The 21,689-nt window shown below is 68.5% G+C and carries 25 protein-coding genes; 11 read left to right on the plus strand and 14 right to left on the minus strand.

Translation table 11 applies throughout. The annotated features are described in order from the left end of the window. Positions 1-7: 7 nt before the first annotated feature. Complete coding sequence (locus CQ034_RS04535; RefSeq protein ID WP_029261772.1) at positions 8-718, minus strand: beta-ketoacyl-ACP reductase; 711 nt, start codon at positions 716-718, stop codon at positions 8-10. Positions 719-881: 163 nt separating this feature from the next. Here CQ034_RS04535 and CQ034_RS19815 point away from each other — a divergent pair, with 163 nt between their 5' ends. The 4 genes from CQ034_RS19815 to CQ034_RS04555 are packed head-to-tail and all read left to right on the plus strand — an operon-like array spanning position 882 to position 2,946. Continuing rightward, positions 882-1,547 (plus strand): DUF4190 domain-containing protein, encoded by a 666-nt coding sequence (locus CQ034_RS19815; RefSeq protein ID WP_105710069.1) that lies wholly within the window; start codon positions 882-884, stop codon positions 1,545-1,547. 51 nt (positions 1,548-1,598) lie between these two features. Then, on the plus strand, positions 1,599-1,946 hold the full coding sequence (locus CQ034_RS04545) for a DUF3099 domain-containing protein (RefSeq protein WP_105710070.1): 348 nt from the start codon (positions 1,599-1,601) through the stop codon (positions 1,944-1,946). Continuing rightward, positions 1,943-2,137: a hypothetical protein gene (locus tag CQ034_RS04550; protein ID WP_105710071.1), complete on the plus strand. Its 195-nt coding sequence runs from the start codon at positions 1,943-1,945 to the stop codon at positions 2,135-2,137. Before CQ034_RS04545 ends, CQ034_RS04550 begins: the two co-directional genes overlap by 4 nt. Continuing rightward, positions 2,134-2,946, plus strand: a complete 813-nt coding sequence (locus CQ034_RS04555; RefSeq protein ID WP_105710072.1) for an SURF1 family protein — start codon at positions 2,134-2,136, stop codon at positions 2,944-2,946. Before CQ034_RS04550 ends, CQ034_RS04555 begins: the two co-directional genes overlap by 4 nt. 15 nt (positions 2,947-2,961) lie before the next feature. Here CQ034_RS04555 and CQ034_RS04560 read toward each other — a convergent pair whose 3' ends face one another. The 3 genes from CQ034_RS04560 to abc-f all read right to left on the minus strand — a co-directional run bounded on the left by CQ034_RS04560 (position 2,962) and on the right by abc-f (position 6,009). Beyond that, positions 2,962-3,549 carry a pyridoxal 5'-phosphate synthase gene (locus CQ034_RS04560; RefSeq protein WP_105710073.1) on the minus strand — a complete coding sequence of 196 codons (588 nt, stop codon included), beginning with the start codon at positions 3,547-3,549 and terminating at the stop codon, positions 2,962-2,964. Positions 3,550-3,593: 44 nt separating this feature from the next. After that, positions 3,594-4,262 (minus strand): HAD family hydrolase, encoded by a 669-nt coding sequence (locus CQ034_RS04565; protein WP_105710074.1) that lies wholly within the window; start codon positions 4,260-4,262, stop codon positions 3,594-3,596. A gap of 148 nt (positions 4,263-4,410) precedes the next feature. Further along, the gene (gene abc-f, locus CQ034_RS04570; RefSeq protein ID WP_029261766.1) at positions 4,411-6,009 is read right to left on the minus strand and encodes a ribosomal protection-like ABC-F family protein; all 1,599 of its coding nucleotides are present in this window, start codon (positions 6,007-6,009) and stop codon (positions 4,411-4,413) included. A gap of 163 nt (positions 6,010-6,172) precedes the next feature. On the opposite strand from abc-f, the gene CQ034_RS04575 reads away from it, so the two are divergent. The 4 genes from CQ034_RS04575 (at position 6,173) to CQ034_RS04590 (ending at position 10,138) form a co-directional block, all read left to right on the plus strand. Beyond that, on the plus strand, positions 6,173-6,790 hold the full coding sequence (locus tag CQ034_RS04575; RefSeq protein ID WP_105710075.1) for a DedA family protein: 618 nt from the start codon (positions 6,173-6,175) through the stop codon (positions 6,788-6,790). A gap of 5 nt (positions 6,791-6,795) precedes the next feature. Then, positions 6,796-8,061, plus strand: coding sequence for a sensor histidine kinase (locus tag CQ034_RS04580; protein ID WP_105710076.1), 1,266 nt, complete (start codon positions 6,796-6,798; stop codon positions 8,059-8,061). Continuing rightward, on the plus strand, positions 8,058-8,729 hold the full coding sequence (locus CQ034_RS04585) for a response regulator transcription factor (RefSeq protein ID WP_105710077.1): 672 nt from the start codon (positions 8,058-8,060) through the stop codon (positions 8,727-8,729). Before CQ034_RS04580 ends, CQ034_RS04585 begins: the two co-directional genes overlap by 4 nt. A 98-nt stretch (positions 8,730-8,827) precedes the next feature. After that, positions 8,828-10,138, plus strand: a complete 1,311-nt coding sequence (locus CQ034_RS04590; RefSeq protein ID WP_105710078.1) for an acyltransferase — start codon at positions 8,828-8,830, stop codon at positions 10,136-10,138. A 2-nt stretch (positions 10,139-10,140) separates the two neighbouring features. On the opposite strand, the gene CQ034_RS04595 is transcribed toward CQ034_RS04590, so the two are convergent. Together CQ034_RS04595 and CQ034_RS04600 are read right to left on the minus strand one after the other, a co-directional pair. Beyond that, complete coding sequence (locus tag CQ034_RS04595; protein WP_105710079.1) at positions 10,141-10,734, minus strand: energy-coupling factor transporter transmembrane protein EcfT; 594 nt, start codon at positions 10,732-10,734, stop codon at positions 10,141-10,143. After that, complete coding sequence (locus CQ034_RS04600) at positions 10,731-11,429, minus strand: energy-coupling factor ABC transporter ATP-binding protein (protein WP_105710360.1); 699 nt, start codon at positions 11,427-11,429, stop codon at positions 10,731-10,733. The genes CQ034_RS04595 and CQ034_RS04600 overlap by 4 nt, the downstream gene beginning before the upstream one ends. 66 nt (positions 11,430-11,495) lie before the next feature. Here CQ034_RS04600 and CQ034_RS04605 point away from each other — a divergent pair, with 66 nt between their 5' ends. After that, positions 11,496-12,080 carry a TetR family transcriptional regulator gene (locus tag CQ034_RS04605; protein ID WP_105710080.1) on the plus strand — a complete coding sequence of 195 codons (585 nt, stop codon included), beginning with the start codon at positions 11,496-11,498 and terminating at the stop codon, positions 12,078-12,080. On the opposite strand, the gene CQ034_RS04610 is transcribed toward CQ034_RS04605, so the two are convergent. From CQ034_RS04610 to sufB, 7 genes are all read right to left on the minus strand, one after another. Next, entirely contained in the window at positions 12,043-13,413 is a 1,371-nt protein-coding gene (locus CQ034_RS04610; RefSeq protein WP_105710081.1) for an MFS transporter, read from the minus strand. The two genes, CQ034_RS04605 and CQ034_RS04610, sit on opposite strands and share 38 nt — an antisense overlap. Continuing rightward, positions 13,410-14,564 carry a MalY/PatB family protein gene (locus CQ034_RS04615; RefSeq protein ID WP_105710361.1) on the minus strand — a complete coding sequence of 385 codons (1,155 nt, stop codon included), beginning with the start codon at positions 14,562-14,564 and terminating at the stop codon, positions 13,410-13,412. The genes CQ034_RS04610 and CQ034_RS04615 overlap by 4 nt, the downstream gene beginning before the upstream one ends. Before the next feature lie 94 nt (positions 14,565-14,658). Then, the gene (locus tag CQ034_RS04620) at positions 14,659-14,988 is read right to left on the minus strand and encodes a metal-sulfur cluster assembly factor (RefSeq protein WP_021200756.1); all 330 of its coding nucleotides are present in this window, start codon (positions 14,986-14,988) and stop codon (positions 14,659-14,661) included. Positions 14,989-14,997: 9 nt separating this feature from the next. Continuing rightward, complete coding sequence (gene sufC / locus CQ034_RS04625; protein WP_029261756.1) at positions 14,998-15,768, minus strand: Fe-S cluster assembly ATPase SufC; 771 nt, start codon at positions 15,766-15,768, stop codon at positions 14,998-15,000. A 3-nt stretch (positions 15,769-15,771) separates the two neighbouring features. Then, a complete protein-coding gene (locus tag CQ034_RS04630) occupies positions 15,772-16,098 on the minus strand; it encodes a non-heme iron oxygenase ferredoxin subunit (RefSeq protein WP_017830403.1) in 327 nt (108 codons plus the stop codon). After that, positions 16,095-17,300 (minus strand): Fe-S cluster assembly protein SufD, encoded by a 1,206-nt coding sequence (gene sufD, locus CQ034_RS04635; protein WP_105710082.1) that lies wholly within the window; start codon positions 17,298-17,300, stop codon positions 16,095-16,097. The genes CQ034_RS04630 and sufD overlap by 4 nt, the downstream gene beginning before the upstream one ends. Beyond that, a complete protein-coding gene (sufB, locus tag CQ034_RS04640; RefSeq protein WP_029261754.1) occupies positions 17,300-18,718 on the minus strand; it encodes a Fe-S cluster assembly protein SufB in 1,419 nt (472 codons plus the stop codon). The genes sufD and sufB overlap by 1 nt, the downstream gene beginning before the upstream one ends. 233 nt (positions 18,719-18,951) lie before the next feature. Between sufB and CQ034_RS04645 the strand changes: the two genes are divergently transcribed. Both CQ034_RS04645 and CQ034_RS04650 read left to right on the plus strand, forming a co-directional pair. Then, a complete protein-coding gene (locus CQ034_RS04645; RefSeq protein WP_105710083.1) occupies positions 18,952-20,058 on the plus strand; it encodes a heme A synthase in 1,107 nt (368 codons plus the stop codon). A gap of 66 nt (positions 20,059-20,124) precedes the next feature. Continuing rightward, complete coding sequence (locus CQ034_RS04650) at positions 20,125-20,607, plus strand: tetraspanin family protein (protein ID WP_105710362.1); 483 nt, start codon at positions 20,125-20,127, stop codon at positions 20,605-20,607. A 72-nt stretch (positions 20,608-20,679) separates the two neighbouring features. Here the strand turns inward: CQ034_RS04650 and CQ034_RS04655 are convergent, their stop codons facing one another. Continuing rightward, positions 20,680-21,585: a heme o synthase gene (locus CQ034_RS04655; RefSeq protein ID WP_105710084.1), complete on the minus strand. Its 906-nt coding sequence runs from the start codon at positions 21,583-21,585 to the stop codon at positions 20,680-20,682. Positions 21,586-21,689: the final 104 nt, after the last annotated feature.

The following is a 21,689-nucleotide window of genomic DNA, read 5'->3' on the forward strand; positions in this document are numbered from 1 at the left end:
CGTGGGGTCAGTGCCCCATGCCGAGACCACCGTCGACGGGGATGACCGCACCAGAGATGTACCCGGCGTCGTCGCCCGCGAGCCAGGTCACGACGCCCGCGACCTCGTCGGGAGTGGCGAATCGTCCGGCCGGGATGTTCGCCTTGTACTGCTTCTGCGTCTCTTCCGGGAGCTCGGCCGTCATGTCGGTCTCGATGAATCCCGGGGCGACGACGTTGGCGGTGATCCCCCGCGCGCCGAGTTCGCGGGTGATCGAGCGGGCGAACCCGACGAGCGCGCTCTTCGACGCGGAGTAATTGACCTGACCCGCGGAACCGTAGAGCCCCACGACACTCGAGATCAGGATGATGCGGCCGAAACGCGCGCGGAGCATACCCTTCGAGGCGCGCTTGACGACGCGGAACGTGCCGCCGAGGTTCGTCGCGACCACGCTGTCGAAGTCGTCTTCGCTCATGCGGAGGAGCAGCGTGTCCTTCGTGATACCGGCGTTCGCGACAACGATCTCGACCGGGCCGAGCTGCTGCTCCACCTCGGTGAACGCCGCGTCGAGAGCCGCGGCGTCGGTCACATCCGCACGGACGGTGAGCGTCCCCTCCGGCCCTTCGCCGCTGCGGGCGGTGACGGCGACCCGGTACCCGTCGCGCACGAAGCGCTCTGCGATGGCGCGGCCGATGCCGCGATTGCCGCCGGTGACGAGGACGACGCGCTCAGCACTCATGGGGGACACTCCTGATCTGGCCGGTCGGCCCGCGGTCCCGGGCCGTCATCGATCCTATCGACCATGCCGCTGCCGGCTGCGCCCGCGTGCCGGGTCGGCTGCATCCTGGTGTTTGACAGACGGGGACGCTGCTGGAACCCTGATCGAGACGAAAGGCTTCATCGTGAGCGACAACCGCATCCCCTCTCCCGGTGGCGAGCCGCCGTTGACACCGCCTCCTCCGCCCGCCGCCCCCACTGCCACGCCGGCGCTTCCCGCCGAACCGGTACGGCCCGGTCCGCAGCCGACACAGAGCCACCCGGGAGCCGCGCCGACCTATGCGCCTCCGGCGTACCCGGCCTACGGCGCGCAGCCGGCCGCGGCACCGCAGCCGGGATACGCTCCACCGCCCGCACCGCCCGGTTATGCCTCCCCAGCCGACTACGCCGCGCCCGCCTCTCAGCCCGGCTTCGCCACTCCGGTACAGCCCGGCTACGCCCCGCCTGCCTCTCAACCCGGTTACGGCGCCTACCCGAGCGGGGGGTATCCCGCCGCCGCGTCTCGCCCCACCAGTCCGCTGGCTGTCACCTCACTCATCTGCGGCATCGCCGGGCTCGTCCTGATCTGGGCCATCATCCCGGTGCTGGCCTCTCTCGCGGCCGTCATCACGGGGCACATGGCGCTCGGACAGATCAAGCGCCAACCCGGAGTCGGCGGGCGTGGGCTCGCCATCGCCGGTCTCATCCTCGGCTACGCGGTGGTCGCGATCGGTGCGTTCACGATCGTCAGCACCATCATCAGCTTCCTGTTCGTCGGGGTGTTCACCCTGCCGTTCCTGTTCTCGAGCTGAGTCGCCGAACGGCACGCCGGGAGGGCTGCACCGGCGTAGGCTTGAGACATCGTGAAGAACGCGCGTCAAGTCCCGGCCGTCACCTCACTGCCGCAGTCTCCGCGGGATGAGGCTGATCATCGTGTGCGCCGTTATGCCTTGACGATGACCATCCGCATCGTGTGCTTCGGGCTCATGGTGTTCGTGCAGCCGTACGGCTGGTACACGTGGGTATTCGGGATCGCGGCCGCCGTACTGCCCTACATCGCGGTCGTCTTCGCGAACGCGGGAAGCGACAGCACTGAGGCCACAGCCGAGTCTCCGGTGCGCGAGCTCGACACCCCTCGACCTGCTCCGATCGAGACCGAAGCTCCGGCTCCGCAGGTGTTCACGATCCACGAAGGCCCGAAAGACCGATGACTGACCTCGAGTGCTCGCGCGCCGGCTGCCGGAGCGCGGCGACCAGACAAGTGCTGTGGCGCAATCCCCGCATCCATGCCGCCGATCGCGAGAAGGTGTGGCTGGCGTGCGACGAGCACGTGGACTTCCTCCGCGACTACCTGGCCGCACGGGACTTCCCGGTGACCGTCCGCGACGGTGTTCCCGCATGAGTCGCCGTCTGACCAGGTGGGCGGTGTACGTGCTCATCGCGATCGGCTTCGCCATCGCGTGCGTCTTCCTGTCGAACTGGCAGTTCGAGCGCAACGAGACTCGTGCCGCCCAGATCGAACTCGTCGAGCAGAACTACGACGCGGAGCCCGTTCCCCTCGCCGATGTCATCGGCGCTGACGGTGCGCTCGACCCCTCAGACGAGTGGCGCCCTGTGACGCTGCAGGGCGAGTACCTGGCCGACCAGCAGCTGCTGGTGCGCAATCGACCGCACGGCGGTACGAGCGCCTTCGAGGTGCTGGTGCCGTTCCGCGACGCTGATGGTCGCGTGTTCATCGTCGATCGCGGCTGGGTGGCGCCGGGCGAGGGTGCGGAGCCCGACTCTGTGCCGTCCCCGCCGGAAGGCGAGGCCGAGGTCACGGTGCGCCTGCGGCCCGGGGAGCAGCTGCCCGCATCGGGCCGGGGCGCACCGGAAGGTCAGGTGCCGACCATCCATCTGCCCTCGATCGCCGCGCTGACCGACGGGGATGTGATCACCGGCGCCTACGGCCGCGTCGTGACCGAGGAGCCGGCCGGCGCCGGCGCGCTGGGGGGCTTCGACTCCCCCACCGACGACCCGGGCCCGCATCTCTCCTACGCGATCCAATGGATCCTGTTCGCCCTCATGGGCTTCATCTTCATCGGCTACATCATCCGGACCGAGATCGTGAAGCACCGTGAGGAAGTCGAGGGCGTCCCGACACCCGTGAAGACTCCACGGCGCAAGGATCACGACGCCGACGTCGAAGACGAGCTGCTCGACGTCCGCTGACCGACTCTCCCGGAGTCAGTCCATCCAGGGCGTCATCGTGCATGCCCAGCCGGTCTCCGTGCGCTCGTAGACGATCCGCGTGTGGTCTCGTTCCGGCGACCCCTGCCAGAACTCGACTCGTGCGGCGATGATCCGCCAGAGGACCCACTCCCCTGGGGTGACGCCCTCACGAGCGGCGGCGGAGCGCGCAGCGAGGTCTGCCGCACTTTCCTCCGCGGAGGCCTCCTGGACCCGCCCGCGAACGCGCACCGCTCGCAGGAGGGGCTGCCACCAGAAGTTCAGTGCCGCCGCAGGATGCGCGCCGATCTGCGCACCCTTTCGAGAGGAGCGCGCTCCGGCGAAGGCCCATCCGCGCTCGTCGACGTCCTTGAGGATCAGTGAGCGCGCATCCGGCATGCCGTCTTCGTCGACCGTCGCCAAGGTGGCGACGTGTGGCTCGGGCACGCCTGCGGTGGCGGCCTTCCCGATCCAGTCGAGGAAGAGTGAGACCGGATCGTCAGGAAGGTCAGCGCGTACGAGAGGAGGCGCCGCACCGGTGAGCGCGGGCTGAGCACGCAGCCACCGACTGACCTCTGACGAAAGGAGACCCCGCTCTGTCGACATGCTCCCGACTATGCCATGGGCGCAGAGACTGCACGTCGGAAGGCTCAGGCGAGTTCCCTCAGTTCGGGATGATGGGCGATCGGGGGCAGCACGTCGAGCAGTTCGCCGAGCGTCGCGATCCGACGCGTGTCACCGGACCAGTTCTGGTGCCCGCCATCGAAATGGACGAACTCCGTGCCGAGATCGGCCGCGATCTCCCGGTCGTGATTGGTGTCGCCGATGACGAGCACAGCGCTCGGACGGAGGCCGGATCTCGACAGCCACCGCGCGATGACGTCGTGCTTCGACGCCCGATACGGGTCGTCGATCGACAGCACATCTTCGAACGCATCGACCAGATCGTGCGGGGCCATCTGCCGCGCGAGCGCATCGGGAAGGGTCGCCGAGGCGAGCACCTGACGGAGGCCGCGCTCGTGGAGAGCCGCGAGCGTGGCGCGCGCATCGGGGTGGAGCTGCGCCTCTCCGACCCGCGCCGCGAGCAGTTCGAGGTAGGCCGTCGCGGCGGGCACGAATCTGTCATCGCCGAGCCCGACGGAGCCGTAGAAGTCCCGGATCGGGAATCGGAAGACCGATCGGTAGGCGTGCTCATCGGTCAGCGGATCGAGCGCGTGCTCCTCGAGCACGGAGTTCATCACCTGACGACAGATCTCCACGTCGTCGAGCAGCGTGCCGTTCCAGTCCCAGCACACGGCGCGGATGTGATCCATGCTCATGCCCTCACGCTACAAGCGGTCGCCGACATTGGGGCCACCGCTCATCGCGCCCACGCAGCGGACGATCCGCCGATGTTCCGACGATTCGCCGAGATATCCGCGGGGAAAGGTCGGAGGATCGTCGTCGCTTCGGAGGATCGTGCGCGCGTCAGGCGAGCTCGATGAGGTCCTGGTACTCCTGGCTCCAGATGTCTTCGACTCCGTCGGGCAGGATGAGCACGCGCTCCGGGTTGAGCGACTGCACGGCACCGGGATCGTGGGAGACGAGGACGACAGCACCCTCGTAGTGCGCGAGGGCGCCGAGGATCTCCTCGCGCGAGGCGGGGTCGAGGTTGTTGGTCGGCTCGTCGAGCAGCAGCAGGTTCGCCGAGGAGACGACGAGAGTCGCGAGCGAAAGACGCGTCTTCTCTCCACCGGAGAGGACTCCCGCGGGCTTCAGCACGTCGTCGCCGGTGAACAGGAACGAACCCAGCACCTTGCGCGCCTCGGTCTCGGTGATGTGCGGTGCGGCCGAGACCATGTTCTCGAGCACCGAACGGTTCACGTCGAGGTTCTCGTGCTCCTGCGCGTAGTAGCCGACCTTGAGGCCGTGCCCCGGCTCGAGCTGTCCGGTGTCGGGCTGGTCCACACCCGCGAGCATCCGCAGCAGCGTGGTCTTGCCCGCACCGTTGAGGCCGAGCACCACGACCTTGGAGCCGCGGTCGATGGCGAGGTCGACATCGGTGAAGATCTCGAGCGATCCGTACGACTTCGAGAGCCCGCTCGCCATCATCGGAGTCTTGCCGCAGGGCGCCGGCTTCGGGAAGCGCAGCTTCGCGACCCGGTCTTCCTGGCGGACCTCGTCGAGTCCGGCGAGCAGCTTCTCGGCGCGCGCGATCATCTGGTGCGCCGCAGCCGCCTTGGATGCCTTCGCGCCGAAGCGTGCCGCCTGCAACTGCAGGGTCGTGGCCTTCTTCTCGGCGTTGGCGCGCTCCTTCTTGCGACGCTCCTCGTCGGCCACCCGCTGGCGCAGGTAGTTCTTCCAGTTCATGTTGTACGTGTCGATGATCTGGCGGTTCGCGTCGAGGTAGAACACGCGGTTGACGGTCTCGCCGACGAGCTCGACATCGTGGCTGATGACGATCAGACCGCCCTTGTACCCCTTGAGGAACTCGCGGAGCCACACGACGCTGTCGGCGTCGAGGTGGTTGGTGGGCTCGTCGAGGATCATCGTCTGAGCATCGGAGAAGAGGATACGGGCGAGCTCGATGCGGCGACGCTGACCACCGGAGAGCGTCGACAACGGCTGATCCAGGATCCGGTCGGGAAGCGACAGGTTGTTCGCGATCGACGCCGCCTCGGCCTCCGCCGCGTAGCCGCCCTGGGCCTCGAACTGCTCGGTCAGGCGGGCGTAGCGCTTCATCGCCTTGTCGGCGACGGCGGGGTCGTCCGAGCCCATCGCGAGTGCCGCCTCGGTCATCCCGAGGTTCAGCTGCCCGAGTCCGCGGGCATCGAGGATGCGCGTGCGCGCCAGGTCTTCGGGGTTTCCGGAACGCGGGTCCTGCGGAAGGTAGCCGAGCTCGCCGGACCGTGTCACGCTGCCGCCGGAGGGCAGGACATCACCGGCGAGCACCTTGGTGAGTGTGGTCTTCCCGGCCCCGTTGCGGCCGACGAGTCCGATCTTGTCTCCGTCGGCGACGCGGAACGAGACGTTCTCCATCAGCAGGCGCGCGCCAACGCGGATCTCGAGGTCGTGCACGGCAAGCACAGCGGACGTCCGTTCTTTCAGGGAGGGTGTTCGGCCGATCGGCCAGCCTCCCAGTATAAGTGCCATGGCCGGGAGCGGCGGTCAGCAAGATCAGCCCGGAGAGTGAGGCCCGCGATACCCCAGAGGGATGACCGCCCGGGTACGCCCTGCATAGCGTGCAGGAGTGGACATCCTCAACGAGCTCATCATGCAGGCCATCGCCTCGCCCTGGCTGTACCTGGTCTTGTTCACGGTCACCGTGATCGACGGCTTCTTCCCCCCGGTGCCGAGCGAGACGGTGCTCGTGGCGGCCGCGGCCGTCGCCGCGTCCACCGGCGACGGGAATCTGCTTCTCCTCGGTGCGGTCGCCGCGATCGGCGCGGCGATCGGCGACAACATCGCCTTCGTGATCGGCCGACGGCTCGGCACCACGCGCTTCGCCTGGATGAGACGCCCCCGTGTGGCGGCGACATTCGCCTACGCACAGCAGGCGCTCGATCGGCGCAGCGCCACCCTCATCCTCGGCGCCCGCTACATCCCGGTCGGACGCGTCGCGGTCAACATGTCCGCCGGGGCTCTCGAGTTCCCGTGGCGGCGTTTCCTGCCTCTGAGTCTGATCGCCGGTGCCAGCTGGAGCGTCTTCAGCCTGGCGATCGGCCTGCTCGCCGGCGCCTGGATCAAGGACCAGCCGCTGCTGAGCGCCGGTCTCGGCATCGTCATCGCGCTCGTGATCGGCTTCACGATCGACCGCATCGCCGCGGCCCGGCGCCGCCGCGCTCCCGCGCCGCAACTGGCAGGATGACAGTCATGGCACGCCGCCGACAGCGCACACCGCTGCGCCAACGGATCAGCCGTCGCACCTTCGCCCTCGGGGCGCTGGGTGCGGCGGTCGTGGCGTTGTACGCGATCCTCGTCCCGCTCCAGACCGTCCTGTCCGGCACGCCGCTGCCTCTGTCGTTCATCCTCGGCGCGGCGCTGTGCGTCTCGCCCGTGCTCGCGATCAGCCGCCCGGTCTGGGCGATCGGCTTGTTCACCGTGGGAGCACTCACCCTGCCACTCACGGTCGTGCCGGAACTCGCGATCCAGTCGCCGTGGCCCTGGCCCGTCCCCGCCCTCCTGACCTTCGCCCTGTTCGTCGGGGTGGTCACATTCCTCCATGGCGCACGCCTCGGTGCCTTCGCACTGATCCTCGGCGCGATCGCATCGCTTCTGGCGCCGGTGCTCCGCCCCGACATGGTGGCCACGCCGGAGTCATCCGCCAGCGCCACGGCCGACCTCATCGTCACGACAGCGGTGGCATCCGCGGTGTACCTCATCGCGGCGCTCGTCGCCGGGAGGGTCCGGGTCGCTGCCGAGCTGACGCGCGAGAAGGAGCACAGCGCGCTCGAGGAGGCCCGGCGCGCGCTCGTCGAGGAACGCACGCGGATCGCGCGCGAGCTGCACGACGTGGTCGCACACAGCATGTCCGTGATCCAGGTGCAGGCGTCGACCGCCAAATATCGCATTCCCGCGCTCAACGACGCGGCGACAGCCGAGTTCGACGACATCGCTGCGACCGCCCGCGGCTCGCTGGCCGAGATGCGGCGGATGCTCGGGGTGCTCCGCACCGAAGACCAGACCGCCGAGCTCGCTCCCCAACAGGGCATCGACGACATCCCGGCGCTGGTCGACACCATCCGCCGCGCGGGGGTCGAGGTCGGACTCGTGCTCGAGGGCGGCGAGGCCGCAGCAGCGGCGACACCCTCGGTGCAGATCGCCGCGTTCCGCATCGTCCAGGAGGCGCTGAGCAACGCCGTGCGGCACGCGCCCGGTGCCCGCATCGCCGTGCAGCTGCGTGCCGAGGCCCGCAGCATCCGCATCCGTGTGCACAACGGCGCACCGCCCCGCACGCCCGACGGCCCCGGCGGGGGCTACGGCCTGCGCGGGATGCGCGAACGCGCCGAGATCCTGGGCGGCAGCCTTTCGGCCGGCCCCTCATCCGATGGCGGCTGGGACGTGGAGGCCGTGCTCCCCCTGGATGCGGACGGTTCCGATGCGGGCGCAGCCGCTTCTCTCGACAAGGAGACCCCGTGACGATCAGCGTCCTCATCGCCGACGATCAGGCCATGGTCCGTGCGGGTTTCGCCGCTCTCCTCGATGCCCACGAGGGCATTCGGGTGTCCGGGCAGGCGGCGAACGGCGCCGAAGCCGTCGCCCTGGCGGCGCGTCTGGATCCCGACGTGATCCTGATGGACGTGCGCATGCCCGAACTCGACGGGATCGAAGCCACCCGGCGGATTCTCGGCCCGTCGTACCCCGCCGCGCATGTCCCCCGGATCCTGATGCTCACCACCTTCGACATCGACGACTACGTGTACGACGCGCTGGAGGCCGGAGCCAGCGGGTTCCTGCTGAAGGACGCACTCCCCGAGGAGCTCGTGCACGCGGTGCGCGTCGTCGCGAACGGGGATGCGCTCCTCGCGCCGAGCGTGACCCGACGAATCATCGAGCAGTTCGCCGGCCGCAGGCCCCGTGCACCTCGCCCGACCACTGCGCTCGCCGAACTCACCGACCGTGAGCGGGAGGTGCTGGTACTGATCGGGAAAGGGCGCTCGAACACCGAGATCGCGGCCGACCTCTTCATCGCGGAGCAGACCGTCAAGACCCATGTCGGCAAGGTACTCGCCAAGCTGAACCTCCGCGACCGCGTGCATGCGGTGATCCTCGCCTACGACACCGGACTGGTCGAGCCGTCCTCCTGACTCACACCGTCGTAGGGGGTCGTAACGGCACCCGAGGGTGATGCATCCGCGGACACGGCATCCATAGTCTCCTGGGACACCGCCCCCGAGGAGGACTCATGACCACCGTCCAGGCACCCACTGCCGGCATCATCGCGCCTCCGCAACGCGCGTCCCGTGACACCGGGATCGACTTCGTCCGGGCGCTCTGCGTCGTCGGCGTGGTCCTGCTCCACTCGATCATGGTGGGCGTCACCGTCGACGCGTCCGGCCCCGTGTTCGAGAACGCCAGCGACGGTACCGGGTGGATCGCACCGCTGAGTTGGCTCCTCCAGGTGATGCCGCTGTTCTTCGTCATCGGCGGGTTCTCCGGGCTCCTCGCCTACCGTCGGCTGCGGGAGCGCGGCGGGAGCGCCCTCGGGTTCGTGGCCGGGCGACTGCATCGTCTGCTGCGACCCGCCGTCTTCACGATCGCCATCGTCGGGGTCGGGCTCGCGCTCCTCACGGTCTTCGGTGTACCCGCCGATCTGATCGCGACCGCGGGCTTCCGCTACGGTCAGCCGCTCTGGTTCCTCGGCGTCTTCCTCCTGTGCCAGGCGCTGCTTCCCGCATTGGCCGCCGCCCACGAGCGCGCCCCCTACCGCACGATCGGTGCTCTCGTCGCGGCATCCATCGCCGTCGACGTGTTGCGCGCCGCGACCGGGCTCGAGGGCCTCGGCTTCCTGAACCTCGCCTTCGTGTGGATGACGCTGCAGCAGCTGGGGTTCTTCCTCGCCGACGGACGCATCGGGCGCCTGAGTCGACGCGTCCGGGCCACCGCGGGCCTCGGCGCCCTGCTCCTGCTCGTCGCAACGTTCCTGACCGGGGTGTACTCCCCCGACCTCATCGCCAACATCAACCCGCCGACTGCAGCCCTCCTGCTCGTCGGCGTCGCACACACCAGCCTGCTCTCCCTGCACCGCGAACGCATCGAGCGGTTCAGCCGCCGACCGCGCGTGGCGGCATTCACGGCGTTCGTGACGGTGCGCACCATGACGATCTATCTCTGGCACATGCCTGTCCTGCTGGTGATGGCCGGCGCGACCGCCGTGTACGCCCTCGTCACGGGCGTCACGCTCCCGGCGCTCGACAGCGCGGACTGGTGGGCGGCCCGACCGCTCTGGCTCGCGACCGCGCTCGCGCTGACCGCACTCGTCGCTGTGGCCTTCACCCGTTTCGAGTCACAGCCCGCGCCGCAGGCCACCGGTTCGCTACCCCGCCTCGTCGCGGGAGCGCTGAGCGGCCTGGTCGGTGTCCTGATCCTCCTGGTACTCGGCACATCCGTCGCGACCGCTCTGATCGCGGTCGCCCTGATCCTCGCGGCGCTCCGACTCGCGTCTCAGACGACGCCGCTGCCGCCGGTCGGAGTGCGCACGCTCGTCCCCGCATAGGGTCAGCCCAGGCCCCGTGCTGCCAGCGCGTCACCGACATCGTCCGCGTGTCGGAGGGCGAGAACGAGCAGGGGCACCACGGCGCGCACGCCCAACCGCACGTCGCGGGCTCGCGACGCATCCCGCACGCGCTCCGCGAAGCCGGCGATCACGGGGATCGTCGTGATCGTGAGCGAGATCGTGAGCGCCACCGCGTCGGGATCGACTCCCCATCGCTGGAACGGGCGCAGGATGCCCTGCAGCACCTCCACGAGATCCGCCATCCGGGTCGTGAGCGTCAACAGGCTCGCGAGCAGGAGAATCGTCACGACGCGCCCCGTGCCGACCCACGCCGCGAGAGGCGAGACGAAGACCCCGAGCGCCGCGGCGAGCACGACGATGATCCAGCGCAGACGCCAGATCTCGAGCAACGGCACCCGGATGGGCATTCCCCCGATGCCGTACAGCGCGAGGACCGCCGCGAGCGAGAGGGGGATGCTCACCGCGTCGTGGGGGTACAGCGACAGAACGAGTGCTCCGATCGCCAGCGCGGCGAGCTTGAGCCCGGCAGGAGCGCGATGGAGGATGCTGCTTCCGGGACGGTAGAGCGCGATCATCCGCACGCTCGACGATAGGCCGCGATCACGGTCGACGGCTCTCCGGACGCCGTGACCCGCCCGTCTTCGAACAGCATCGCGGCCTCACAGCGCGCGGCCAGTTCGAGGTCATGTGTCACCACGACGACCTGGGCCCGCTGCGCCAGGAGCAGGTCGCCGATGCGTCGGGAGTTGCGCAGGTCGAGGAGTGTCGTCGGCTCGTCCGCGACGATGAGCTGCGGTTCGGTGGCCAGCACTGCGGCCAGGGCGAGCATCTGCTTCTGGCCCCCCGACAGGCTGGATGCGGGGACATCTGCGTGGTCTGCCAGACCATGCACGGCGAGGGTGTCTCTGACGCGATCGGCGATCTCGGCCTTCGCCCGGCCGCGCAGGGACAGCGCGATGTCTTCGGCCGGGGTGGGCATGAGGATCTGCGCATCGGGGTTCGTGAACACGAATCCGACGCGGCGGCGGAGGGCGGCGCGGTCACGCATCGTGTCGAGGCCGTGCACCCTCACCTCGCCGGCGCTCGGAGTGACGAGTCCGTTCAACAGCCGGGCGAACGTGGACTTCCCCGACCCGTTCGCACCGATCACCGCGATCGTCGGAGCCGTCAGCGAGGCGGTGACCTCTCGCAGCACGGGGCGGCCGTCGAGCACCACCGAGACCGCGTCCACGGCGATCGTCGCGACACCCGTCTCTCGTGTGCGTGTCATGCGGATCCCTCCGACGCGTTTCTCCTGAACACCGTTCACCTGAACGTCGTTCACTATAATCGGAGGATGAGCCCGGAGACGAATCAGGCACGGCACGACCGCGACAGCGTCGCCCGGAGCGCGCTCGCCCTCCTCGACGAAGTCGGGCTCGCCGACCTCTCGATGCGGCGCATCGCCGCCCGCCTGGATGTACAGCCCTCTGCCCTCTACTGGCACTTCACCAGCAAGCAGGAGCTGCTCGCCGAACTCGCCGACCGGATCACCGCATCGATCCCCCGCGGCAGCGACGGCGTGCTGGCAACCGCCCGAGGCATCCGCGACGCCCTCTTCACCCACCGCGACGGCGCCGAACTGGTCCTCAGCACCTATGCCCTGCAACTCGGCTCCTCGCACGCGCAGTCGGTGCTGACCGCGGCACTGGAGGCCCACGGCGCACCCGACGCCGCTGACCGGGGCGCGGCGATCCTGCACTTCGTCCTCGGACACGCCACCCTCGTGCAGCAGCGCATGCACGCCGACAGCCACGGTGCGCTGCCCACCGCCGGGGAGATCGACGTCACGGCCGGCCTCGACCGTGTCTTCGACCTCGGAGTGACTGCGCTCGCGGGGGTGCTCAGCGCACCGGCGACTCCGCCGCGTGCCCGAGTCTGAGTCCGGGCACGATCGCGAGAGCGACGAGTCCGACGCAGAAGGCGAACACCGCACCGAAAGCACCCGCCTCACCTCCGAGGGATGCCACCGCGAGACCGGCCAGCGCGATCGCGACGGCCGAACCGGTGGCGTCCGAGATCGACAGGGCAGAGGAGTTGAATCCCTGATTCGTCTCGTCCGAGTACGCGAGCGTCAGGACGGTCAACCGCGGGTACAGCAGCCCCATCCCGCCACCGGCGAATGCCCAGCCGAGCACCACCACCGCCGCTGAGACGTCGAAGAGCGCGGCGACGAGGACGCAGAGCAGCGCCACCAGGAGCGAGCCGAGACTGATCAGCGTGATGCGGTGATTCCCCAGACGCTCACCGTATCGCCCCTGCAGCGCCGAGGCGCCGGCCCAGGCCAATGCCGCCAGCATCAGTGCGACTCCCGCCCACGTCGCACTGAAGTCGAACTTCTTCATCAGCAGGTACGGGATGTAGGCCTCAGCGGCGAAGAACGCACCCGCCACGATGCCGCGCATCAGCACCACGCTCGGCAGCCCCTGGCCCGCGCGCAACGTGCGCCGTGGCAGCAGCGGGAGCACGGCGAGTCCGATCGCGACGACTGCGCCGAGCGCGACCGGCCAGCCGACCGACGGTGCCATGTCGGCAGAGAAGCCGATCACGACGGCGAGAACGGCCACGACCACGGCGAGTGCGAGGCGCACGACGAGGGCGCGTCGGTTCTGCGGCTCCCCCTGCCCCAGGTCGACACCACGGAGGCGGACAGCGATCATCATGAATGCGGCGCCCGTCAGCACCGCGACGCCCAGGAACGCCCATCGCCAGTCGAGGTACTCCGCGACAGCCCCGGCCAGGAATGGTCCGACCATCGACGGCACGACCCAGGCCGCGGCGAAGGCGGCGAAGATCCTGCCGTGCAGATGAGGCGGATACAGCCGCGCCACCACCACGTAGAGCGCAACGGTCTGCCCGCCGGTGCCGAGCCCCTGGACGAGTCGTCCGATCAGGAACTGATGCATCGTCACGGCGAAGCCCGAGACGAGAAGACCGACGATGAAGAGCGTGACGGCGACATACAGGGCGCCGCGCGGTCCGCGCGCGTCCGACCACGCGCCCGTGGCGACCATGCCGATCACACTCGTCGCCAGGGTGCCGGCGAAAGCAACGGCGTAGAGGGCCTCGCCGTGGAGAGCCTCGCTGACGATCGGCATGACCGTCGTCACCGCGAGTGCCTCGATGGCGGCGAGGAAGATCAGGGCGACCGCGCCGAGGGTCACCCAGATGCGTTGGCGGTCCCAGATCGTCGCGGCGTCGACCGGAGTCGTCATCGGCCCACGAGCGCCGCGATGCGCTCGATCGCCTCAGTGATGATCTCCGGGGAGGTGCCGAAGTTCAGCCGCACATGGCCCGCACCCTCGGCGCCGAAAGCCGGTCCGAAGTGCAGGGCGACCTTCGCGTCGCGCAGGATGCGTCGCGCGGGATTGTCGCCCCAGTCGAGCGCGGTGAGGTCGATCCACGCGAGGTACCCGGCGTCCGGAATGCGATAGCGCGCACCCGGCAGGTGAGCCGCCAGAAGGTCCTCGAGCAGCACTCGATTCTCATCGAGGGTGCGCAGCAGCCCATCCAGCCAGGGGTCGCTCTCTTCCGAGAATGCGGCCACGGCGGCGAGCAGACCGAACTGTCCGGTACGCCACTCCACCTCAACGGGCAGGCCGCGCACGACCTCACTCGTCGCGTCGTCGGCGGTGACCATCAGGGCACACTTCAGACCTGCGAGGTTGAACGCCTTGCTGGCGCTGACGACTGCATAGCCGACGCGCCGGGCCGCATCGTTCACGGCGAGGAACGGCGTGAACCCGGTTCCCGGTTGCGCGAGCGGCGCATGGATCTCGTCCGAGACGACGGCCGCCCCGAACTCATCCGCCAGGTCCGCGAGCGCGGCGAGGCCGTCACGGTCATGCACCGTGCCGGTCGGGTTGTGCGGGTTGCAGAGCAGGATCGCCGTCGCTCCGTCGTCGAAGGCCGCACGGATGCCGTCGAGATCGAGTTCCCATCGGGTTCCCGTGTCACGCAGCGGGACGCGCTCCACCTCTGCGCCGGCCTCGGCGACCAGGTCGTAGAACGGCGGATACACCGGAGGGGTCACGACGACCCGCTCCCCCGGCTGCGTCACACGGCGGAGGATCTCCACGATCCCCATGCTCACGTCCGCCGTGCTCCGCATGCGCGCGGGGTCGGGCTCCCAGCCGTAGCGTCGGTTCGCGAAAGCGGCGAACGACTCGGCGAGCGGTGTGCGCGATGCGACATACCCGGTGTCACCGATCTCCACGGCGCGCCGCAGCGCATCCGAGATCGCCGGCGCCAGCGGGAAGTCGGTCTCGGCGACGAACAGCGGAAGCACATCGTCCGGGTACTCACGCCACTTCTCGCTGCTGCGCTCGCGGAGCTCCGCCAGAGGCAGTGCCTTCACCTGAAGCATTCGTTCTCCCGAGGTTCCGAAACGCGTCATCGTCGTATCGTCGGATCCGACGCGCGCGTCGTCGTGCCGCCTCGCGGCAGCGGTCCCGTGCGGATCAGATCGCGAAGCCGAGCGCGCGCATCATGTCGCGCCCGTCGTCCGTGATCCGCTCCGGACCCCACGGCGGCATCCAGACCCAGTTGATGCGGAATCGATCGACGACGCTGTCCAGAGCCTGAGCGGTCTGGTCCTCGAGCACGTCGGTGAGCGGGCAGCCCGCGCTGGTCAGCGTCATGTGGATGACGAGAGCATCGTTCTCGTCATCCCAGGCGAGGTCGTAGATGAGGCCGAGGTCGACGACGTTGATCCCGAGCTCGGGGTCCATGACGTCTTTGAGAGCCTCGGTGACCGCGTCGTACTTCTCGTCCGTGAGGGTCGCTGTCATGCGATCAGCCTACGCCTCGATGGGGGCTGCAGGGTCGAGGAAACGGTCGTATCCCTCGTTCTCCAGCCGGTCTGCGAGCTCGGGGCCGCCCTCTTCGACGATCTTGCCCGCGACGACCACGTGGACGAAGTCGGGGCGGATGTAGCGGAGGATGCGGGTGTAGTGCGTGATCAGCAGCACGCCGAGGCCGGTGGACTCCTTCGCGCGGTTGACGCCCTCGGAGACGATCTTGAGCGCGTCGACGTCGAGACCCGAGTCGGTCTCGTCGAGGACTGCGAACTTCGGCTTCAGCACCTCGAGCTGCAGGATCTCGTGGCGCTTCTTCTCGCCGCCGGAGAAGCCCTCGTTGACGTTGCGCTGCGCGAACTTGGGGTCCATGCGCAGGTTCGACATGGCCGCCTTGACGTCTTTGGTCCAGCCGCGGATCGCCGGCGCTTCACCGTCGAGTGCAGTCTTCGCGGTGCGGAGGAAGTTCGTCACGGTGACGCCGGGGATCTCGACCGGGTACTGCATGGCGAGGAAGAGCCCGGCGCGGGCGCGCTCGTCGACCGTCATCTCCAGGACGTCCTGGCCGTCGAACGTGATCGAACCGGAGGTCACCGTGTACTTCGGGTGACCGGCGATCGTGTAGGCCAGGGTCGACTTGCCCGAGCCGTTGGGGCCCATGATGGCGTGGGTCTCACCGGTGTTCATGGTGAGGTTGATTCCGTTGAGGATCGGGGTGGTCCCCGCATCGGTCTCGACCGTCACATGCAGGTCGCGGATCTCGAGAACAGACATTCTTCAAACTTCCTTAATAACAGTCGGATCGATGAGCACGTCGTCGCCGTCGATCTGGACGACGTAGACCGGGACGGGCTCATATGCGGGGAGATTCTGGGGCTTGCCGGTGAGCAGCGAGAACGCGGAGCCGTGAGCCCAGCACTCCACCGTGTCACCTTCGACGAAGCCTTCGGACAGCGAGATGTCGCCGTGGGTGCAGGTGTCGCCGATGGCGTGGATGACTCCCTCGCCGTCTTTGATCACCGTGATCGGCACGCCGCCCGGATCGACACGCAACGGCATGTCCTGCTCGAGGTCGGCGACTCCGCAGACGCGTTCGGCGGTCATGCACTCACCTCGGCCAGCTCCGTCTCGATCGCCGCCAGAAGCTCGGCCTCGAGGGCGGGGATGCCGAGGCGCTGCACGATGTCGGTGAGGAAGCCGAGCACGACGAGCCGACGTGCCTCCTCCTCGCTGATACCGCGCGCCTGCAGGTAGAACAGCTGCTCGTCGTCGAAACGACCCGTCGCACTCGCGTGTCCGGCGCCGAGGATGTCGCCGGTCTCGATCTCGAGGTTCGGGATCGAGTCGGCGCGGGCGCCCTCGGTGAGGACCAGGTTGCGGTTCGCCTCGTAGGAGTCGGTGCCCGTGGCGTCGGCTCCGATCAGCACGTCGCCGATCCAGACGCTGTGTGCGCCCTGCCCCTGCAGCGCACCCTTGTAGAGGACGTCACCCTTGGTGTGCGGTCCCTTGTGGTGCAGGTACACCTGGCTCTCCAGATGCTGCCCGGCGTCTGCATAGGACAGGCCGTAGAGGTACCCCTCGGAGCCTGCGCCTGCGAGCTCGACGTTCGGGTTGACGCGCACGACGCCGCCGCCGAAGCTCACGACGAAGTGCTTGAGCGTCGCATCCGCACCGACCCGTGCCTGGTGTGCAGACGCATGGACCGCGTCATCCGCCCACTGCTGCAGGCTGATGACCGACAGCTTCGCGCCGTCGCGGACGATGATCTCGACGTTCTGTGCGTACTGGGCGGACCCGGTGTGCTGCAGGACGACGGTCGCCGAGCTGTGCTCGAGCGCCTCGATCACGATGTGCGCATCGGCACGACGGTCGGCTCCGAGACCGGCGATGGAGACGAAGATCGGCTCTGCGACCTCTTCCTCGCGCGGGATCCGCACGTGGAGGGCCTCGGCGGATCCCTGCCAGGCCACGGCCGCGGTGACGTCTTCGGCGAGGAAGACCTCGCCGCGGGGGGCGGTACCGATCGCGAGCGGCGCGGCGATGTACTGCTCCCCCGCGTTGATCGTGTAACTCACACCGTCGTTCTGCGGAGCCACCTCGAACAGCGAGGTGAGCTGCGCGACGGGTGTGTGCTTCCAGTTGACCTCGCGCCCGGTGGGGGCGCCGAAGTCGGCCGGCTCGAAAGAGTGCGGACGCTCGGAGCGGGTCTGCACCGGGACGAATCCGGCCGCGGCCACCTGGGCGGCGGGGTCGATGTGCGCGTTCGTGTGCTGCGCCTCGGCAGGCGCTGTCGTAGCGGCGGTCACTAGCCGACCGATCCTTCCATGCCCATCTCGATGAGCTTGTTCAGTTCCATCGCGTATTCCATCGGCAGTTCCCGCGCGATCGGCTCGATGAAGCCGCGCACGATCATCGCCATCGCCTCGTCCTCGGGCATGCCGCGGGACTGCAGGTAGAACAGCTGCTCCTCGCTCACCTTCGAGACCGTGGCCTCGTGGCCGAGCTGCACGTCGTCGACACGGATGTCGATCGCCGGATAGGTGTCGGAGCGGGACTTCGTGTCGACGAGCAGAGCGTCGCAGCGCACGGTGTTCGCAGAGTGGTGTGCCGCGGCGTCCACGCGTACCTCACCGCGATAGCCGGCACGTCCTCCGCCGCGGGCGATCGACTTCGAGACGATCGACGACTGCGTGTAGGGCGCCATGTGGATCATCTTCGCGCCGGCGTCCTGGTGCTGACCGGGACCGGCGAAGGCGACCGACAGGGTCTCGCCCTTGGCGTGCTCGCCCATCAGGTAGATCGACGGGTACTTCATCGTCACCTTGGAGCCGATGTTGCCGTCGACCCACTCCATGGTCGCACCCTCGTACGCCACGGCGCGCTTGGTGACCAGGTTGTAGACGTTGTTCGACCAGTTCTGGATCGTCGTGTAGCGAACGCGGGCGTTCTTCTTCACGATGATCTCGACGACGGCCGAGTGCAGCGAGTCCGACTTGTAGATCGGGGCCGTGCAGCCCTCGATGTAGTGGACGTAGCTGTCCTCGTCGGCGATGATCAGCGTCCGCTCGAACTGGCCCATGTTCTCGGTGTTGATACGGAAGTACGCCTGCAGCGGGATCTCGACGTGCACGCCCTTGGGGACGTAGACGAAGGAGCCGCCCGACCACACGGCCGTGTTCAGCGCGGCGAACTTGTTGTCACCGGCGGGGATGACCGAGCCGAAGTACTCCTCGAAGAACTCGGGGTGCTCGCGCAGGGCCGTGTCGGTGTCCATGAAGATGACGCCCTGCGCCTCCAGGTCCTCGCGGATCTGGTGGTAGACGACCTCGGACTCGTACTGGGCTGCCACACCGGCCACGAGCCGCTGACGCTCGGCCTCGGGGATGCCGAGGCGCTCGTAGGTCTCGCGGATCTCGGCGGGAAGGTCTTCCCACGTCTGCGCCTGCTTCTCGGTGGAGCGGACGAAGTACTTGATGTTGTCGAAGTCGATCTCGCTGAGGTCGGCGCCCCAGGTCGGCATCGGCTTCTTCCCGAAGAGCTGGTACCCCTTGAGACGGGTCTTCAGCATCCATTCGGGTTCGCTCTTGAGTGCAGAGATTCCTCGCACGACCTCTTCCGAGATCCCGCGTTTGGCGATGGCGCCGGCGGCGTCTTCATCGTGCCAGCCGAATTCGTACACCCCCAGACCGTCAAGCTCCGGGCGGTCGATCAGTACATCCGACATCCAACACTCTCCTCACAGGTCCCAAACGGTGTCATCCGCCCCGACACACCTGATCCCCGTCGAGTCTGCGGGAGCGGGTGCCGTTGGTGGGCCCTCATCACCGGCGCTTCCATCGCGCCTAAACTGTTGTCGATGCTTCAGCGCGGTCAGCGCTCATCGCAACAATCCGATTCTACAGGTTCCGCCTGACAGACGGGCCATGCCCGCAGGTTCCAGCGCGGTCCGGAGGACTAATGCCCGAGACGACGATCCCCGCCTCCACTCCGACGCAGACGGCTCCGCCCCGTTCTGCTCCGTGGGGACGCGCGCTGACGGTCTTCGCCTGGCTCTCCTTCCTCAGCGAGACCATCATCATCGGCACCGGCGGCGCGGTGCGCCTCACCGGATCGGGCCTCGGATGCTCCGACTGGCCGCTGTGCACACCGGACTCCCTGGTCCCGATCCTCGAAGTGCAGGGCATCCACGGCATCATCGAGTTCGGCAACCGCCTGATGACGGGCGTGGTCGGGATCATCGCGCTGGCCGTCGTGCTGCTGGTCCTGCACCTCTTCAGCGGGAAGCGCGGCCTGGTCACCGCGCTCTGGTACGCCGCCGGCGGCATCGTGGCGGCCGTCGCCGCGTTCGGCATCGCCGCCCCCTTGCACTTCCCGGCCTCCCCCATCGCGCTCGGCGTGCTCTTGATCGCCGTCATCGCGGCGGCGGTCCGCTCCATCCGCACGACGCCCTCCCGACGTGACCTGGTCCTACTGGCCTGGCTCGTGCTCATCGGCGTGGTCGCCCAGGCGCTCGTCGGCGGCATCACGGTGCTGACCGGCCTCAACCCCTTCATCGTGGGCTTCCACTACACCTCGTCCCTGCTGCTCGTCTGCATCACGGCGGCGTTCCTGGTGCGCCTGAAGACGGACGGCGGACCCCGTGAGCGCGCGGTTCCCGCGTGGTTCGCGGCTGTCACCCACGTGACCGGCCTCGCACTCGCCGTGACGATCGTCTTCGGCGTGCTGACGACCGGGTCGGGTCCCCATTCCGGCGACGCGGATGTGCTGCGGCACGGCTTCGACGCGACCGTGCTCGCCCACGTGCACTCGTGGCCCGGCTACATCCTGGCCGCCCTCGTGCTGTTCCTCACGGTCGCCGCCTGGGTGCTGCGCCTGGAGCCGCGGCGCTGGCTGCTCGTCCTGGTGCTGGCGATCCTGGTGCAGGTCGGTGTGGGGGTCTGGCAGGCACGTGAGGGACTCCCTCCGCTGCTCGTCGGCATCCACATGGTGCTCGCCTCGCTCTCGGCCGCCGCGTACACCGTGGTCGTGCTCCATCTGAAGCGCCGGGTCCCCGCCGAGGCCTGACCCCGCACAGGCGATCCACAGCTCGCACATCGCCGACTCATCAGCGTGTCCGCGATCGTGGACGACATGAACAAGTCACTCTCACGCAGCATCGGATTCTGGCTCCTCCTGGTCGTGTCCCTCGCCACGACAGCTGTCGGCGGATGGCTCATCTCCGGTCAGATCGGGACGATGACGACCACCCTGCTCGACGGCACGGCCACGGGCGTCGAGGTATACGTCGGCCAGTCTCTCGTCGTCGTGGGCGCAGGCGTCCTCGCGGCCGGAATCGTCGGCATCCTGCTCACCCTCGGGCTCGTCGCGGCACGCTCGCTCGTCCCCACTCCCGCCCCGGCCGTCGTCGAGGCGATCGACTGGACCGCCGAGACCGCACAGCCTCAGGCCGCGGCCGAGCCCGCAACGTCCGAAACCACCGCATCCCCCGAGGCAGCGCCGACGTACGACACGGCGACAGTCGACGAGGTGCCCGCCGCTGACGCGCACGACACCGCTCGGGACGACGCTCCCGCCGGCGACGCGAAGCCGGACGACTCGACGATCACACGCTGATCTTCTGAGCGGAAAGAACGACGGAGCGGCGCCGAGGAATCGGCGCCGCTCCGTCGTTTCAGAAGCTTCGAGTCAGAACGGCAGCAGCGGGTCGATCGCGACCGCGACGAAGATCAGCGTCAGGTAGGTGATCGAGGCGTGGAACACGCGCATGGGCCGCGGCTCGGTGCCGTGGACGGCGCGGTTGTAGAGCCGGTGCGACTCGTAGATGAACCATCCGCCGAAGACGGCCGCGGAGACGGTGTAGACCAGACCCATGTTGGCGATCGGGACGAGGAGCAGAGAGCACGCCACCGTCGCCCACGCGTAGAGGATGACCTGGAGGCCGACCTGCGAGGCGTTGCGGGTGACACCCAGCATCGGCACGTCGACGTCTTCGTAGTCGTCCTTGTACTTCATCGACAGCGGCCAGTAGTGCGGCGGCGTCCAGAGGAAGATCAGGAGGAAGAGGACGAACGCCGGCCAGTCGAGCGAGCCGGTGACGGCGGACCAGCCGATGAGCACGGGGAAGCACCCAGCGATGCCGCCCCAGATGATGTTCTGCTCGGTGCGGCGCTTGAGGATCATCGTGTAGATCACGACATAGAAGAAGATCGCGGTCGCGGACAGGGCTGCGGCGAGCCAGTTGGTCGTGGCGAGCAGCCAGACCGTCGAGACGATCGCGAGCGTCCAGGAGAAGATCAGCGCGCCGCGCGGGCTGATCTCGCCCGTGACCAGCGGTCGATTCTCGGTGCGATGCATGTGCGCGTCGATGTCACGATCGAGGTACATGTTGAATGCGGCGGCGGAACCGGCGCTCAACGAGCCGCCGATGACGGTCGCCAGCACCAGCCACAGGTTGGGCAGTCCGCCCTGCGCCAGGAACATCACCGGAACGGTCGAGACGAGCAGAAGCTCGAGGACACGCGGCTTGGTGAGCGTGATGTAAGCCTTCACCGTGCGACCGATGGACGACTTCCTCACGGTCTGATCAGACATCGTCGAGATCTCGATCGCCTCCTCCGCACATGTGACCGGACAACCTCTCCAGTCTATGACACCGGATGACGTCATCCGCGCCGTCCGCTCGCGTAGCACGACAG

This window comes from Microbacterium sp. MYb45, from assembly GCF_002979655.1.
Taxonomy (GTDB): Bacteria; Actinomycetota; Actinomycetes; order Actinomycetales; family Microbacteriaceae; genus Microbacterium.